The 13,978-nt window shown below is 71.6% G+C and carries 12 protein-coding genes; 7 read left to right on the forward strand and 5 right to left on the reverse strand.

Features of this window, described 5'->3' with window-relative positions; genetic code table 11:
- Positions 1–42: 42 nt before the first annotated feature.
- The gene (locus AB0H52_RS06265) at positions 43–1,158 is read right to left on the reverse strand and encodes an abortive infection protein (RefSeq protein ID WP_357945611.1); all 1,116 of its coding nucleotides are present in this window, start codon (positions 1,156–1,158) and stop codon (positions 43–45) included.
- A gap of 33 nt (positions 1,159–1,191) precedes the next feature.
- Positions 1,192–2,409 carry a cytochrome P450 gene (locus AB0H52_RS06270; RefSeq protein ID WP_225854101.1) on the reverse strand — a complete coding sequence of 406 codons (1,218 nt, stop codon included), beginning with the start codon at positions 2,407–2,409 and terminating at the stop codon, positions 1,192–1,194.
- A 261-nt stretch (positions 2,410–2,670) separates the two neighbouring features.
- Between AB0H52_RS06270 and AB0H52_RS06275 the strand changes: the two genes are divergently transcribed.
- The 4 genes from AB0H52_RS06275 (at position 2,671) to rfbH (ending at position 7,511) form a co-directional block, all read left to right on the forward strand.
- Positions 2,671–4,083, forward strand: coding sequence for a nucleotide disphospho-sugar-binding domain-containing protein (locus tag AB0H52_RS06275; protein ID WP_151487824.1), 1,413 nt, complete (start codon positions 2,671–2,673; stop codon positions 4,081–4,083).
- Between the two features lie 181 nt (positions 4,084–4,264).
- Positions 4,265–5,287 carry an alcohol dehydrogenase catalytic domain-containing protein gene (locus AB0H52_RS06280; RefSeq protein WP_151487825.1) on the forward strand — a complete coding sequence of 341 codons (1,023 nt, stop codon included), beginning with the start codon at positions 4,265–4,267 and terminating at the stop codon, positions 5,285–5,287.
- 185 nt (positions 5,288–5,472) lie between these two features.
- A complete protein-coding gene (locus tag AB0H52_RS06285; protein WP_151487826.1) occupies positions 5,473–6,090 on the forward strand; it encodes a TIGR03086 family metal-binding protein in 618 nt (205 codons plus the stop codon).
- Between the two features lie 119 nt (positions 6,091–6,209).
- Positions 6,210–7,511 (forward strand): lipopolysaccharide biosynthesis protein RfbH, encoded by a 1,302-nt coding sequence (gene rfbH / locus AB0H52_RS06290; RefSeq protein ID WP_151487827.1) that lies wholly within the window; start codon positions 6,210–6,212, stop codon positions 7,509–7,511.
- A gap of 3 nt (positions 7,512–7,514) precedes the next feature.
- On the opposite strand, the gene AB0H52_RS06295 is transcribed toward rfbH, so the two are convergent.
- Positions 7,515–8,438: an NAD-dependent epimerase/dehydratase family protein gene (locus tag AB0H52_RS06295; protein ID WP_151487828.1), complete on the reverse strand. Its 924-nt coding sequence runs from the start codon at positions 8,436–8,438 to the stop codon at positions 7,515–7,517.
- A gap of 272 nt (positions 8,439–8,710) precedes the next feature.
- On the opposite strand from AB0H52_RS06295, the gene AB0H52_RS06300 reads away from it, so the two are divergent.
- Together AB0H52_RS06300 and AB0H52_RS06305 are read left to right on the forward strand one after the other, a co-directional pair.
- On the forward strand, positions 8,711–9,565 hold the full coding sequence (locus AB0H52_RS06300; RefSeq protein WP_225854102.1) for an AfsR/SARP family transcriptional regulator: 855 nt from the start codon (positions 8,711–8,713) through the stop codon (positions 9,563–9,565).
- Positions 9,566–9,739: 174 nt separating this feature from the next.
- Positions 9,740–11,911 carry a peroxidase family protein gene (locus tag AB0H52_RS06305; RefSeq protein WP_225854103.1) on the forward strand — a complete coding sequence of 724 codons (2,172 nt, stop codon included), beginning with the start codon at positions 9,740–9,742 and terminating at the stop codon, positions 11,909–11,911.
- A gap of 248 nt (positions 11,912–12,159) precedes the next feature.
- On the opposite strand, the gene AB0H52_RS06310 is transcribed toward AB0H52_RS06305, so the two are convergent.
- A complete protein-coding gene (locus tag AB0H52_RS06310) occupies positions 12,160–12,699 on the reverse strand; it encodes a copper resistance CopC family protein (protein ID WP_192580102.1) in 540 nt (179 codons plus the stop codon).
- A 40-nt stretch (positions 12,700–12,739) separates the two neighbouring features.
- Positions 12,740–13,330 carry a hypothetical protein gene (locus AB0H52_RS06315; RefSeq protein ID WP_151487830.1) on the reverse strand — a complete coding sequence of 197 codons (591 nt, stop codon included), beginning with the start codon at positions 13,328–13,330 and terminating at the stop codon, positions 12,740–12,742.
- 280 nt (positions 13,331–13,610) lie between these two features.
- On the opposite strand from AB0H52_RS06315, the gene AB0H52_RS06320 reads away from it, so the two are divergent.
- Entirely contained in the window at positions 13,611–13,922 is a 312-nt protein-coding gene (locus tag AB0H52_RS06320) for a hypothetical protein (protein ID WP_151487831.1), read from the forward strand.
- Positions 13,923–13,978 lie beyond the last annotated feature (56 nt).

Raw genomic sequence — 13,978 nt, forward strand, 5'->3', positions numbered from 1 at the left:
GTGGGTTGTCGGGCCGGACGGTGTCCCGGTCGGCCGGGAGGGTCAGCGGCGGGCCGCCTGGAAGCCGAGGTGCGCGTAGTGGTCGGCGACCGCGTGGAAGGACTCCTTCGGTTCGACCCGGTAGGTCGAACTCGTGTCGGCGAAGTCGTCCCGGATGGTCTTGACGATCGCCATGCTGGCGGTGTCCAGGTCGAGGCGGGGGTCGGGGGAGTGGGGGTGGGTCGGGTGGATGAACTCCGAGATCCACACGCCGTTCACCCCGGCCTGCTCGAACAGCTCGAACATCCGCAGGTGGTAGGCGGCCTGCCGGCCCTCGTCACGGACCACGCCGTCGAACACCAGTGGCGTGTCACCCGAGCGGTCGACGACGTCCCAGAAGAAGAACGCCTTCTGCTCCGCGCCCTGGTAGGTGGCGGTGCCGAACTCGGCGACCTGGATGGGGAGACCCCAGCGGCGGTAGCTGTCCAGCACCGCCCGGTGCTGCTCGGGGGTGTGGTACGTCGGCAGGTACTGCCACATCAACCCGATCCGGTCGAACAGCGACCAGTCGACCTGCTCGAAGGGCGCCGCCGAGTAGCTGATCGGCCCGGCGAACACCTGCTGGGCCACCCCGCTGGCCCTGGCCAGGAACTCGTTGAGCCGGGGCGCCGCCTCGGCGAAGTCGATCCGGCCGGTCGGCTTGAGCAGGTGATGGTCCGCGTCGGCGTACGCGTTCGCCATCCGCTCGTGGTACTGCTCGCCGTCGGCGATGCCGGGAGTGAACAGCAGGTGCACCGCGCCGACCGTCAGGTCGATCCGGGCGTCCTGCTGGCGTAGCGCCTCGGCGAGCCGGGCCGCCTCGGCGAGATGATCCAGCACCTCGCCCTGCGGCCGGTCCACGAGCCGGGGCTGCAACCGTACGTGCAGGTCCCGCTCGACGGCGGCCTCCGCGGTCTCCCGCAGCCGCCCGAGGTCACTGCCGTAGATGGTGATCGAGTTGCAGTTGAGCTGGTCGCTGATCAGGCTCAGCTCCTCCAGCATCTGTCGCCTGCTCCACGCCATCCGGGACAGGTCGCCCTGACCGGTGGCGAAGTTCGTACCGGCGTCGTAGGCGACGCCGCGGTACTCCAGGGCCTTGCCGGTCACGTCACCGGCCTGGTCGGTGCGGGGCTGTGCCATGCTGCTCCTTCGCCTCGTGGCCGTCGGGGCCGGTCACCACAGCACGGGCAGTTCGTACAGCCGCTGCAGGGTGCCGTCGTTGTTGTTGCTGGGCAGAGCGTCGAGGGGGGCCGCCGCGCGCAGGTTCGGCATCCGCTCGACCAGCGTCTTGAAGGCGATCTCCAACTCCAGCCGGGCGAGGTTGTCGCCGGGGCAGCGGTGGATGCCGTGGCTGAACGAGAAGCTCGGCTTGGCCGACCTGCGGATGTCGAACGTGTCCGGCTCCCCGACGTGCGCCGGGTCGAAGTTGACCCCGGCGCAGCTGATCAGGATGCCCTCACCGCTGCGGATCACGTTGCCGTCGCCCAGGTCGATGTCCTCCACCGCCACCCGCGCGAACGCCTCGACCAGGGAGACGTAGCGCAGGATCTCCTCGACGGCGGCGGGCACGATCTCCGGGTCGGCCCGCAGCGCCTCCCACTGCTCGGGGTTGTCCAGCAACGCCATCGTGCCCAGCGAGATCACGTTGGTGGTGGTGTCGGTGCCGGCCACCAGCATCGCCATGGCGATGTGCACCAGTTCCGAGCGGGTCAGCTCCCCGGTGTGCAGGTGGTTGGCGATCAGGTCGTCGAGCAGGCCGACGGCCCCGGCGCCCGGGTCGTTCTCCTTCTTCTGGATCAGCCGGTCGAGGTACTCGCCCAGTTCGGCCGTGGCCTCCTCGGCCAGTTCCGGCACGAAGAGCTTGTGCGCGGGCGTCTCGAAGTCCTCGTGCTCGTCGTACGGCACGCCGAGCACGGTGCTCATCACCATCGAGGGCACCGGCTGGGCGAACATGGAGACCAGGTCCGCCGGTGCGCCGTGGCGCAGCATCTCGTCCAGCTTCTCGTCGACGATGCGTTGAATGTCGTCGCGCAGCAGCGCGGTACGACGCAGCGTGAAACTCGGCATGATCATCGAGCGCTGCTTGGTGTGCTCGGGCGGGTCCACCCCGAACAGCACGTCCGCGTAGCCGCTGTCGACGACCTTCTCGAACTCCTCGTTCAGCAGCGGGTAGTTGCCGTGGTACGGGCGGATCGACACCCGACGGTAGTCGGAGAGCACCGCCCTGGCCTGTGCTGCCCCGGTGACCAGCCAGGCCGTCCGTCCGTTGTAGAGCTTTACCTTGGTCATCGGGCTGTCCGCCCGCAGGCCGACGTGACGGGCCGACGGCCGGTACGGGCATTCCCGGGGGATCGGGAAAGCCGGCACGTCGACGGCTTCGGGCATCGCCATGGGTCACCCCTCACTGACCACGGGTCGTCTGCGCGTGCTGACACACACATCGCCCGCAGGATCCGATGTCGTCCGGCGCTCATCGTCCAACCGGCCGGGAGACGGCGGCAACTTCCCGATTGCCCACCGCCAACCGATGGTGCCGCCCGTCGGCCGGACGGCTGCCGGCCTGCGCACTGCAGGAGAAGCCGGGCCGGCGCGGTGTCGGCATCCTGATCACCAGACCGACCGGAGCCATCCCGTGTGCCCAAGGAGGACCCTGTGCGCGTGCTGATCACCGTCTATCCCGCCGTGGCGCATCTCTACCCGGTGGTGCCGTACGCCTGGGCGTTGCAGACCGCCGGGCACGAGGTCCGCGTCGCGTCCCACGCGGGCTTCGCCGACACCATCGCCAGCACCGGCCTGGTCCCGGTCGCGCTGGGTGACGCCGGGGCGCCCGAGCCGCGGCTGCGCGAGGACGCCCGGCAGCCGCCGACCCCGGAGGAGGTCAACGCGTACGCGCGGGCCATGGGGCTGAGCCCGGAGGAACGCGAGCACTGGATCGCCTTCTACCAGTGGAACCTCAACCCCGCCTCGGACTACGTCCGCGCCGACCTGTCCGACGCGCCGGACCTGGTGGAGTTCGCCCGCGCGTGGCGGCCGGACCTGGTCCTGTGGGATCTGGTCTTCCCGGCCGGAGCGGTGGCGGCACGGGCCGCGGGAGCCGCGCACGGGCGGCTGCTCGGCAGCAACCTGGACTACTTCGCGTACAGCCAGGAGCGGCTGGCCGCGCACCGCACCGCGGTACGCGCCGCCGGGCTCGCCGACGACCCGCTGGCCGACCTGGTCCGTCCGCTCGCCGAGAGGTACGGGGTGAGCGTCGACGACGAACTCCTGCTCGGACAGTTCACCGTCGACCCGCTGCCCAAGGGCCTCAGCCTGCCCACCGCGACGGTGAAGGTCCCGGTGCGCAAGGTTCCCTACACCGGCGCGGCGGTCTTCCCGCGCTGGTTGTACTCCCGCCCGCAGGACCGGCCCCGGATCGCCGTGTCGCTGGGCGAATCGACCCGCCGGTACGTCGCCGGTGACTGGGGCCGTACCCCCAAACTGCTCGCCGCCCTGGCCGGCCTCGACGTCGAGGTGGTCGCCACCCTCAGTCCGCTGCAACTGGCGGCCGTGGACACGTTGCCGGACAACGTGCGGGCGATCGAGTGGGTGCCGCTGACCCAACTGCTGCCCACCTGCGACGCGCTCGTGCACCACGGCGGCATGGGGACGCTCAGCTCCGCCGTCGCCGCGGGCATCCCGCAACTGGTCTGCGATACCGACGACTCGCTGTTGTTCCGGCCCGCGACGGCCGCGCCGGCCGAGGCCGACAGCGGCACCTACCGGGCCGGCCGGGAGTTCGGCGCCACCGCGACGGAGGAGGCGGTCGAGGAGGCGGCCGGGTGGCTGCACCCGGAGAAGAACCTGCTGGCCACTCCCTGCGCCAGCTTTGTCACCGAGCAGGGTGCCGGACTCCGGATCGACCACCAGAAGCAGACCGTCGAGGAGATCCGGGCGGAGATCCAGCGGGTGCTCACCGAGCCGGCCTTCCGGGAGGGGGCCACCGCGCTACGCGAGGCGTGGCAGGCGACGCCCGGACCCAACGAGATCGTCGCGACGCTGGTGGCGCTCGCCGACCGGCGGTCCTGACCGGATCGCCGTGACGGCCCCGGTGGTGCGGCAATCGCGAGGATGTACCGGCGGTTGGTGCGGGGCGAGCATGCAGGGGCGGTACGGGCGGGCCAGCATCCCGTCCGCGCCGACGGTCTGACGCCGTGGCGTCCGGACAGTTCCTCCTTCGAGTCGTGCACAGGACGGGTGGTGGTTCGTGATGAGAGCGGCGGTTGTGCCGGGAGTCGACGTGGCCTGGGAGTTGCGTGAGGTGGCGGATCCCTCACCCGGCCCCGGCGAGGTGCTCGTTCGGGTGCGGGCGTGCGGGGTGTGCGTGAACGACGTGCTGGCCACCCGGGGGATGCTGCCGTTCCCGGCGGTCGACCCGGCCGTCACCGGGCACGAGCCGGTCGGCGAGGTGGTCGAGGTGGGCGTGGGGGTGACGAGCCGACGGCCCGGTGACCGGGTCGGGGTGACCTGGGTACGGTCCGGCTGCGGTCGCTGCGACTATTGCCGCCTCGGCCTCCCGGTGACCGGCCAGACCGCGCTGAACTGCCCCGCGCCGACGACCACCGGGTTCACCGCGCCGGGCGGGCACGCCGAATACCTGGTGGCCGCCGCCGAGTCGACCGTGCTCCTGCCCGACGGGCTCGCCTGGGAGCTGGCCGCCCCGGTGATGTGCGCCGGTTACACCGCCTGGTCGGCTCTGCGCGCGGCGGAGCCCCGCCCGCAGGACCGGATCGCCGTGATCGGCATCGGCGGGCTCGGCCACCTGGCCCTGCAGTACGCGAAGGCGTGCGGGCACGAGACGATCGCGGTGACCAGCTCGGCGGACAAGCACGACGCGGCACGCCGGCTCGGCGCCGATCTGGTGGTCGCCGACGGGGAGCAACTGCGCGCCGCCGGTGGCGCCGACGTGGTCGTCCTCACCGCACCGTCCCACCGGGCGGCCGCGGCCTGCCTGGCCGGGCTGCGTGTGCAGGGGCGGATGGTGCTGGCCGGCATCGACGGCATCGAACCGTTCACCATCCCGCCGGCCATGGCCTACCCGTTCTTCTCCCAGGGGCAGCGGATCACCGGCGCCACCCACGGTGGCCCGCACCTCCTGCGGGAGGCACTGGACCTCGTCGCGGCGGGGAAGGTCACACCGTGGGTGGAGACCTTCGAGGCACACCGGGTCGCCGAGGCCGTCGACCGGGTCGCCAAGGGCGAGGCGCGGTTCCGCGCCGTCGTCGAGTACTGAGTCACGGGCGGCCCCGTCCGCCCCTCCCGCGCCGTGTCGCCGCAGGCCAACTCGTGTACGACACGCCGAGCCGGGCCGCGCGGCGATGACTTTCCCGCCTGCCGACCGTCGTACAGGTAGGGCCCCGGTGGCGCCAGGACAGGCGTCTGCCGGGGCCACCTGACGTCGAGTGGCAGGAGAGCGGTATGTCAACGGTGAAGCCCGGACGGACGGCTGGTCCGTCGGTGAGCGGTGCGGGTCTCACGGCGGAGGAACAAGCCGTCGCTGACCGGTACGCCCGACTCGGAGCGCAGTTCGCCGACCGGATCGCTGCGGTCGGAGCGGACGCGTGGTCGGGGCCGACGCCCTGCACCGAGTGGACCGTGCGTGACCTCGTCGCGCACGTCGTCGAGATGAACGAGATCCACCTGAACATGGTCGACCTGCCGGTGCCGGAGGGCCCCGGGGTGGACGTCGACCCGTACAAGGCGTTCGTGCGGGTGCGCGACCAGATCGAGACCAGCCTGAACGACCCCGAGCAGGCCCGCGCGGAGTTCGACGGGCGGTTCGGGCTGCGCACCTTCTCCCAGGCGATCGACAGCGCGGTCTCCACCGAGCTGGTCGTGCACGGCTGGGACCTGGCCCGGGCCACCGACCAGGACGAGCGGATCGAGCAGGCCGACATCGACAAGGCGTGGGAGGCGCTTCGGATGGTCGGCGAGGAGGTGGTGCGCAGTCGCATGGTCAGCGGGCCCGCCCTCGAGGTGCCGCCCGACGCGGACGAGCAGACCAAGCTCCTCGCATACCTGGGGCGCCGCGCCTGACGGGCCGCACCGCCGGCCGGGACGACCCGGCCGGCGGTGCCTCCACCGTTCCTCGACGCATCCTCGACCGGCGCCGTTGACCATGGGCGTACCCATCGTGGAGCGGAGAGGGCGCGGAGATGACATCGCTGAAGGAGCTGGTGCTCGAGCAGACCCGGAAGTACCACCGGGAGCAGGAGCCGGGAGACTTCGTGCCCGGGGTGACGCCGATCCTGTCGTCGGGGGCGGTGCTCGACGAGGACGACCGCGCGGCCTTCGTGGAGGCCGCACTGGACATGCGGATCGCCGCCGGCATCAGCGCCCGGCGCTTCGAGAGCGCGTTCGCCGCCTACTACAAGCTGCGCAAGGCGCACCTGGTCAACTCGGGCTCGTCGGCCAACCTTCTCGCGCTGACCGCGTTGACCTCACCGAAGCTGGGTGAGGCGCGGCTGGAGCCCGGCGACGAGGTGATCACGGTCGCCGCGGGCTTCCCGACCACGGTCAACCCGATCCTGCAGAACGGTCTGGTGCCGGTCTTCGTCGACGTGGAGCTGGGCACCTACAACACCACCGCCGAGCGGGTCGCCGAGGCGATCTCGCCGCGTACCCGGGCCATCATGATCGCGCACACCCTCGGCAACCCGTTCCCCGTCGCGGAGATCGCCGACCTCGCCACCGAACACGACCTGTACCTCGTCGAGGACAACTGCGACGCGGTCGGCTCGACGTACCGCGGTCGGCTGACCGGCACGTTCGGCGACCTGACCACGGTGAGCTTCTACCCGGCGCACCACCTCACCGCCGGCGAGGGCGGCTGCGTGCTGACCGGCAGCCTCGAACTGGCCCGGATCGTCGAGTCGCTGCGCGACTGGGGCCGGGACTGCTGGTGCGAGCCCGGCACCGACAACACCTGCCTCAAGCGGTTCGACTACCAGTTGGGCACCCTGCCCGCCGGCTACGACCACAAGTACGTCTACTCGCACGTCGGTTACAACCTGAAGGCCACCGATCCGCAGGCCGCGCTGGTGCTCAGTCAGCTGCGCCGACTGCCGGAGTTCATCGAGGCCCGGCGGCGCAACTTCCGTCGCCTCTACGAGGGGCTGGCGGATTTGCCCGGCCTCCTGCTGCCGCAGGCCACCCCGGACAGCGACCCGAGCTGGTTCGGCTTCCCGATCAGCGTCCGGCCCGAGGCGCCGTTCACCCGCCAGGAGCTGGTGGCGTGCCTGGAGGACCGGAAGATCGGCACCCGGCGGCTCTTCGCCGGCAACCTGACCCGCCACCCGGCGTACCAGGACGTGCCGTGCCGCATCGTGGGGGACCTGGCCAACTCGGACTTCGTCACCGAGCACACCTTCTGGATCGGCGTGTATCCGGGCATCACGCTGGAGATGGCCGACTTCGTCATCGACACCATCCGCGGCTTCGTGACCACTCGGCGCTGACGTTCAGCCCTGCTCCCACAGGGCCTCGATCGACTCCCGTACCCCGGCCCGCGGGCACCACCCCAGCAGACACCGGGCCTGACGGATGTCGGCCCGGGTCCACGCGCCACCGTTACTGGACACCGGGGCATCGACCAGGGGCACCGCCCCCGGTCGGAGCCCGGCCGTCTCCAACAGGACCTGCACCAGCTCCCGAACCTCCTCGGCGACGCCGCGCCCAATGTTGATCACCTTGCCGTTGACCGGAGCGCGGCCCGCGAGGACCACCGCGTCGGCCAGGTCGCGGGCGTCGACGAAGTCCCGGCGGGCCGGGGCGACGCGCACCGTCAACCCCTCCGGCCCGGCCCGCCGCAGCCGCTCGCGCAGCGCCCCCAGGAAACTCGTGGGCGTGGTGTACGGGCCGTACACGTTGACCGCCCGCAGCACCACGGCGTCCACCGTGCCGGCCTGCGCCGCCCGGAGCACGATCCGGCTGCCGGCCAGCTTCACCCGGCCGTACGCGCTGTCCGGCCGCGGCACAGTGTTCTCGCTGACGCTGGTGCCCTCGGCGATCGGGCCGTACTCGTGGACCGAGCCGATGTGCACCAGCCGGGGCCGGGTCTCCATCGCGCCGAGGGCCGCCACGAGCCGGCGGACGAGCCGCACATGTCCCCGCCGCAGTTCCTCGGCGCGTCCCCACCCGCCGGCGGCGTTCACCACCGTGTCCACCCCCTCCTCGGCGAGGATCCGGGCCAGGTCGGCGGGCGCGGTGGCGGCGAGGTCGAGGGACCGGAAGGGGTACTCGGCGCGGGGTGGCGGTGTCCGGGCGATGCCGACGACCCGGGCGCCGCCGCGGGCGTACGCGACACAGACCGCACGCCCGACGCAGCCGGTCGCCCCGAGGACCGCGACTCGCGTCGCGCCGGCGGTGGTCGTCGGATCGATCATCCCCACACCTCCTCACCGGCCCGCGACGGGCGGCGGGCCGGGACGCGCCCCGGCTCCGCGGCCGGGCCGTACGAAGCGGGGGGCCATGATCGGGTCGGCGGGGCCGACCGGTGCCGGCAAGCGTAGGGCGCACCGCTCGACGGCTGGTTGAAGCTCGCTCAAGGGCCCGTGACCACGGCACCGCGACGGCCGGCACGGTAGAGGATGCGTACCCGACGCGCCGCCAATGACCATGAGTGTCCGCTCACAGTCGATACGAGCAGGTGGCGCGCGTGGAAGCTACGGGTCAACCCATCGACATGGCCGTGCTGGGGCCGCTGTCCGTCCGGGTGCGTGGCGTCGACTGGACCCCGACGGCACCGAAGGTGCGCAACGTTCTCGCCGTGCTGATCGCGCACGCCGACCAGTTGGTGCCCGCGTCCTCGCTGAGCACCGAACTCTGGGGCGAGGACCCGCCGGCCAGCGCGTCGACCACCGTGCAGACGTACATCCTCAGTCTGCGCAAGCATCTCGCGGCGGCGACCGGTTGGTCGGTCGCGGCGGTCAGCAACGATCTGCTGGAGACCCGGACCGGCGGATACCTGCTGCGCACCCGCCTGACCGGCCTGGACCTGCGCCGGTACGAGCTGCTGGCCCTGCGGGGGCGGCAGGCGCTGGCCGGCGGGGACGACGACGGGGCCGTCCGGCAGCTGTCCGAGGCGTTGCGGGTGTGGCAGGGCCGGGCTCTGGTGGACGTGCCGGTGGGACGGCTGCTGGAGGCGCGCCGCCGGCAACTGGAGGAGTCCCGGCTGGTCACTCTGGAGTACCTGGTGGACGCCGAGCTGCGGCTGGGCATGCACCGCGAGGTGTTGACCGAGCTGGCCGCCCTGATCGTGGAGAACCCGCTGCACGAGGGGCTGCACGCGCAGTACATGTGGGCGCTGCACCTCAGTGGCCGACGAGCCCAGGCGCTGGAGGTCTTCCACCGGGTGCGGGGCAACCTCGTCAGCGAGCTGGGCCTCGAACCCGGCGCTCCGGTCCAGCGCCTGCACCAGGCGATCCTCAACGCCGACAGCGACTTCGACATCTGGTCGTCGGAGCGGCGCCCCCTCGTCGGGCCGCTTCCGTCCCCGGCCGGCCGGCCCTGATCAACCGGTGACCGTCCCGCTCCGCACGGCGGAAGAAGCGCACCCGCGCGGGTGGCGACGACACTACCGGGGAGATCGACAGCTGTATGAGGCGTTCGGTGCCGGCGATGGGATCGCCGAGGTCGCCAGCCTCCGTCCCATCGTGTTCGTCAAGTCAAAGGGGAGGAGATGGGCATGCGCGTAGTCGCATCCGGCCGGCGTGGTCGGGCCCGATCAACCAGGGCGGCCCAGGCCGCGGTCGTCGCTCTCGTGGTGGCCGCCGGGGTGGGGCTGAGCGGTCCTGCCCAGGCCGGCGCCACCCGTTCGGACCGGATCCTCGGCCTGTGGGAGGTGCAGAGCATCGACGGGTACGGCAACAACCGGGCCAACCCCAGCTGGGGGAAGATCGACACCATCTATCCCCGGGTCGGACCGGCCTGGTACGCCGACGGCATCAGCGAGATCGTCGACCTGCCGCCCGAGCGGTACGTCAGCAACCGGATCTTCAACGACGCCGACGTGAACATCTACTCGCCGAACGCGGTGAGCCAGTGGGGGTTCGTGTGGGGTCAGTTCGTCGACCACACCATCGCTCAGCGGCTCGGCCGGCGGCTGGTCAGCCCTCCGGGTGAGACCCGCAACATCCCGTTCGACAACAACGATCCGATGGAGTCGTTCCGCAACGACATCGGCATCGTCCCGTTCGACCGGTCCCGGCCGGCCGACGACACCGGCGTCACCACGCCCCGGGAGCAGATCAACACCGTCAGCTCCTACCTCGACGCGGCCACCGTCTACAGCAACAGCAACGAACGGCTGGACTGGATGCGCGAGGGCGCCGTCGACGGCGACGTGCGCAACAACAAGGCCACGCTGCTGATGCCCGGTGGCTACCTGCCCCGGCGCGACACCCGGGGGGACGCCGCCACCGCCCCGAACATGGTCGCCGGCGGGCAGCTGTTCAACACCCCGGAGAAGGCCGCGGTCGCCGGCGACCAGCGGGCCAACGAGAACCCGGCGTTGCTGGCCATCCAGACCCTTTTCGCCCGGGAGCACAACCGGATCGTCGCGCAGCTGCCGACGTGGCTCCCCGAGCAGGACCGGTTCGAGATCGCCCGAGCGGTGGTGATCGCCGAGCAGCAGCACATCACCTACACCCAGTTCCTGCCGGCGCTCGGCGTCGACCTGCCCCGCTACACCGGCTACAAGCGCACCGTGGACGTGTCGGTGAGCAACGAGTTCGCAACCGTCGGGTACCGCGCGCACAGCCAGATCCGCGGTGACTTCCGGCTCGAGGTGGAGGCTGGCCGTTACGACCAGCAGACCCTCGACCGGCTGCGGGAGCTGGACGTCGAGGTAACCACCGAGGGCGACACCGTCCGGCTGATGATCCCGCTCGGTGAGGACGCCTTCTTCAACCCGGACCTGTTGGAGCTGCTCGAACTCGGACCGATGCTGCACGGCGTCGGCCTGCGCCCGCAAACCCGCAACGACGAGATGATCAGCAACATGCTGCGCAGCTTCCCGTTCTTCGTCCCCGTGCCGGGCAACCCCACCTGCGCGGACGATCCGGCTCTGCCGCCCTGCCTGCCGGGCCGCAACGATCTGGGCGCGATCGACATCGCCCGCAGCCGCGACCACGGCATGCCGAGTTACAACGACATGCGGACCGCCTACGGGCTGCCGACGAAGTCGTCGTTCGCGGCGATCACCCGGGAGTCGTCGGAGTCCTTCCCGGCCGACCCGGAGCTCACCCCCGGTGCGGAGATCGACGATCTGGACAGCCTGGACTTCACCGCCCTGTACAACGCCGCCGGGCGGCGCACCACGGCGGCGGCCGACGACGCCGTCCGCGCCGACCGTCGTACGCCGCTCGCGGCCCGGCTCAAGGCCGTGTACGGCAGTGTGGACCGGCTCGATGCGTTCGTGGGCATGATGGCCGAGCCCAACCTGCCGGGTCGGGAGTTCGGTGAGTTGCAGCTGGCCATCTGGAAAAAGCAGTTCACCGCGATGCGCGACGGGGACCGGTTCTACTACGGCAATGACCCGCTGCTGCCCCTGATCCGGGCCGCCTTCAAGATCGACTACCGCAAGTCGCTCGGAGACATCATCGCCCTGAACACCGACATCCCCCGCTCCCGCCTGGCGGCCGACGTGTTCCGTACGCCGCAGGGCCAGCACCGGACCGTCCGCGTACCCGGCGGCGAGAAGCTGCTGCCCGGCACCGGGACACGCAACCTGGGCATCGGCAAGGCCGGCCCGGTGAAGCCGGCGGCGGAGGCCGGGCTGCTCCCGCCGGGCCTGGCGCCGAGCGGCTCGGCGTCCCGGGCGCCCCGGCGAGGATCGCGCCGCCACAGCCGTCCGTAACCGCCGACCGATTACGATCGGGCCGGGTGCCGCGCGCACCCGGCCCGATCCGTGTGCTCGCACGAGACCCGGCCCGCGGCACCGACTGTCCACCAGCTCGATGTGGACGCCGTCGATCAGCCCGGCCGGCGCGGCCGAGCCGCCAGGTAGTTGCCGCACCCTGGTCGTCCACTCCCGATCGGCCTGTGTGCAGCACGAACGCGACGCGCCGGGCCGGCATCAGCCGGCCCGGCGCAGGGTTTCGCCGCTCAGTGGACCAGGGGCTCGGACCCGGTGGACGGTCGTCGACGCAGCAGCAGGACGAGGACGACGAGGAGCACCAGCCCGTCCACGACCAGCAGGGTGGCGCCCACCGGATCGACGCCGTGTCCGTGGCCGGCGCTGCCCGGTATGGCGTCGGGGATCTCGCCGGTGTCGCGGGGCGCCGTGCCGGTGCCCACGCTGAACCGCAGCGCGCCGCTGGCATCCTGGCCGTTGGTGAAGGTGACGTGGTACGCGACGGTGTAGTCGCCGGAGCGGTCGGCGCGGACCGGCTGGCGTAACCCGGTCTCCCCGGTGGTCCGGAGCCGGCCGTCGTTGACCGTCTCTCCGGCGCTGTCGCGCACGGTGATGTGCGACAGCGCCGGGTCGGCGCCGGTCGACAGCCGCAGGGTGACCTCGCCGGGCGTGGTCGCCAGGGCGGTGTCGCCGGCCGGGGCCACCGCCAGCACCCGGGCCGGTCGGTCGTCCGACTGACGGACGACCGCCCCGACGACGACGGCGATGCCGACCGAGGCCAGGGCGGTCACGACCGCCAGGGTACGGCGCGTGGCGGACAACGCGGCCCGCTCAGCCGGCGGTCGGCGCGAGCGTCATCCGCCGCTGGGCCGTGGGGGCGCAACTGCACTGCATCTGCCACAGTTCACTGTCGTTCGGGCGCAGGTGCAGGTACATCGCGACGAGCATCGGGATGAAGACGATCGAGTTGTAGAAGAGGTGCAGCTCGACGCGGGGCACGACGAGTTGGACCAGGCTGGTCGGCGCGGTCGCGCCGGGCAGCAGGAAGCCCAGCTGAACCTGCAACAGCAACAGCAGGTGCTCGATGTGATGCCAGAACTGGATCACCAGCGCGACCGTCCACCAGGTACGGGCCCGACCGACGAAGCCGGGACGCAGGGCGAACAGGCCGATGAGCATGACGATCGCGTACCCGTAGTGCAGCCACTCCGAGCTGACCAGCCAGGGGAACGGCATGCCCAGGACGCCGCGTGCCTGCGGGCGGGCCCACCCGAGCGCCCAGATCTGGTAGGCCTGGACCAGGTGTTCGGCCCAGTGGGCGAGCACGATCACCATGTACAACCCGAGGATCGCGCGGTGGTGCGCTCCGTTGATCGCGCCGAGCACACCGCGACGCGAGGTGTTCCCCTTGACCACACTCATCTGCACTCCATCCACAGAGCTGGATACTCAGCACGACACTAGGTGTCTCGGCGGTGCGGTTCTTCTTCGTTGTTGCGCACCCTTCGGCGCCCGGCACGGCGTGGTCGCGGACCGGCCGGTGGCGATGAGTTTTCCGGTCCCCGGCCGTCATATCAGCAAGCACGTCGGTCGCGGCGAGACGCCGCCAGGCGGAACGGGGACTGGCATTGACTGTCGTTCAGGCGGGGCGGGCCCCGCACGCTGGAGCGCAGGTGCTGCCCGACCCACGTGTCGCCCGCTGATGGGCGATGGTGAGGGGCCACTGTCCTTCCTGCGTTCCCGGCTCAGACCGGACCTGCAGCTGCGGGTGGTGACCCTGCCCCCGGGCGGTGTGCTCGACTACGACGAGGCCGACTGGCGCGACGCGATCGTGGTGGTCGAGCAGGGCCAGATCGAGTTGGAGGCGGTCGGCGGCACGCGGCAGACCGTCGGGTGCGGCGACGTGCTGTGGTTGGCCGCGCTGCCCCTGCGGGCGCTGCGTAACCGGGGCGCGGTGACCGCGACGCTGGCGGCCGTCTCGCGCCGGACCCATCCCGCCCCGCCCGACGTCTGATCCGACCGAGGTGGACGCGCCGCGTTCCGGAGGCGTCGGGAACTTTTCCGGACCGG

It is taken from the genome of Micromonospora sp. NPDC050695 (assembly GCF_040654415.1).
Lineage (GTDB): Bacteria > Actinomycetota > Actinomycetes > Mycobacteriales > Micromonosporaceae > Micromonospora.

What these genes read in the sequence shown, in the direction of transcription:
- AB0H52_RS06305 (WP_225854103.1), top strand. Translation starts at nt 9,740, where the DNA reads ATGCGCGTAGTCGCATCCGGCCGGCGTGGTCGGGCCCGATCAACCAGG.
- rfbH (WP_151487827.1), top strand. Translation starts at nt 6,210, where the DNA reads ATGACATCGCTGAAGGAGCTGGTGCTCGAGCAGACCCGGAAGTACCAC.
- AB0H52_RS06315 (WP_151487830.1), bottom strand. Translation starts at nt 13,330, where the DNA reads ATGAGTGTGGTCAAGGGGAACACCTCGCGTCGCGGTGTGCTCGGCGCG.
- AB0H52_RS06295 (WP_151487828.1), bottom strand. Translation starts at nt 8,438, where the DNA reads ATGATCGATCCGACGACCACCGCCGGCGCGACGCGAGTCGCGGTCCTC.
- AB0H52_RS06285 (WP_151487826.1), top strand. Translation starts at nt 5,473, where the DNA reads ATGTCAACGGTGAAGCCCGGACGGACGGCTGGTCCGTCGGTGAGCGGT.
- AB0H52_RS06320 (WP_151487831.1), top strand. Translation starts at nt 13,611, where the DNA reads ATGGGCGATGGTGAGGGGCCACTGTCCTTCCTGCGTTCCCGGCTCAGA.
- AB0H52_RS06270 (WP_225854101.1), bottom strand. Translation starts at nt 2,409, where the DNA reads ATGGCGATGCCCGAAGCCGTCGACGTGCCGGCTTTCCCGATCCCCCGG.
- AB0H52_RS06265 (WP_357945611.1), bottom strand. Translation starts at nt 1,158, where the DNA reads ATGGCACAGCCCCGCACCGACCAGGCCGGTGACGTGACCGGCAAGGCC.
- AB0H52_RS06280 (WP_151487825.1), top strand. Translation starts at nt 4,265, where the DNA reads ATGAGAGCGGCGGTTGTGCCGGGAGTCGACGTGGCCTGGGAGTTGCGT.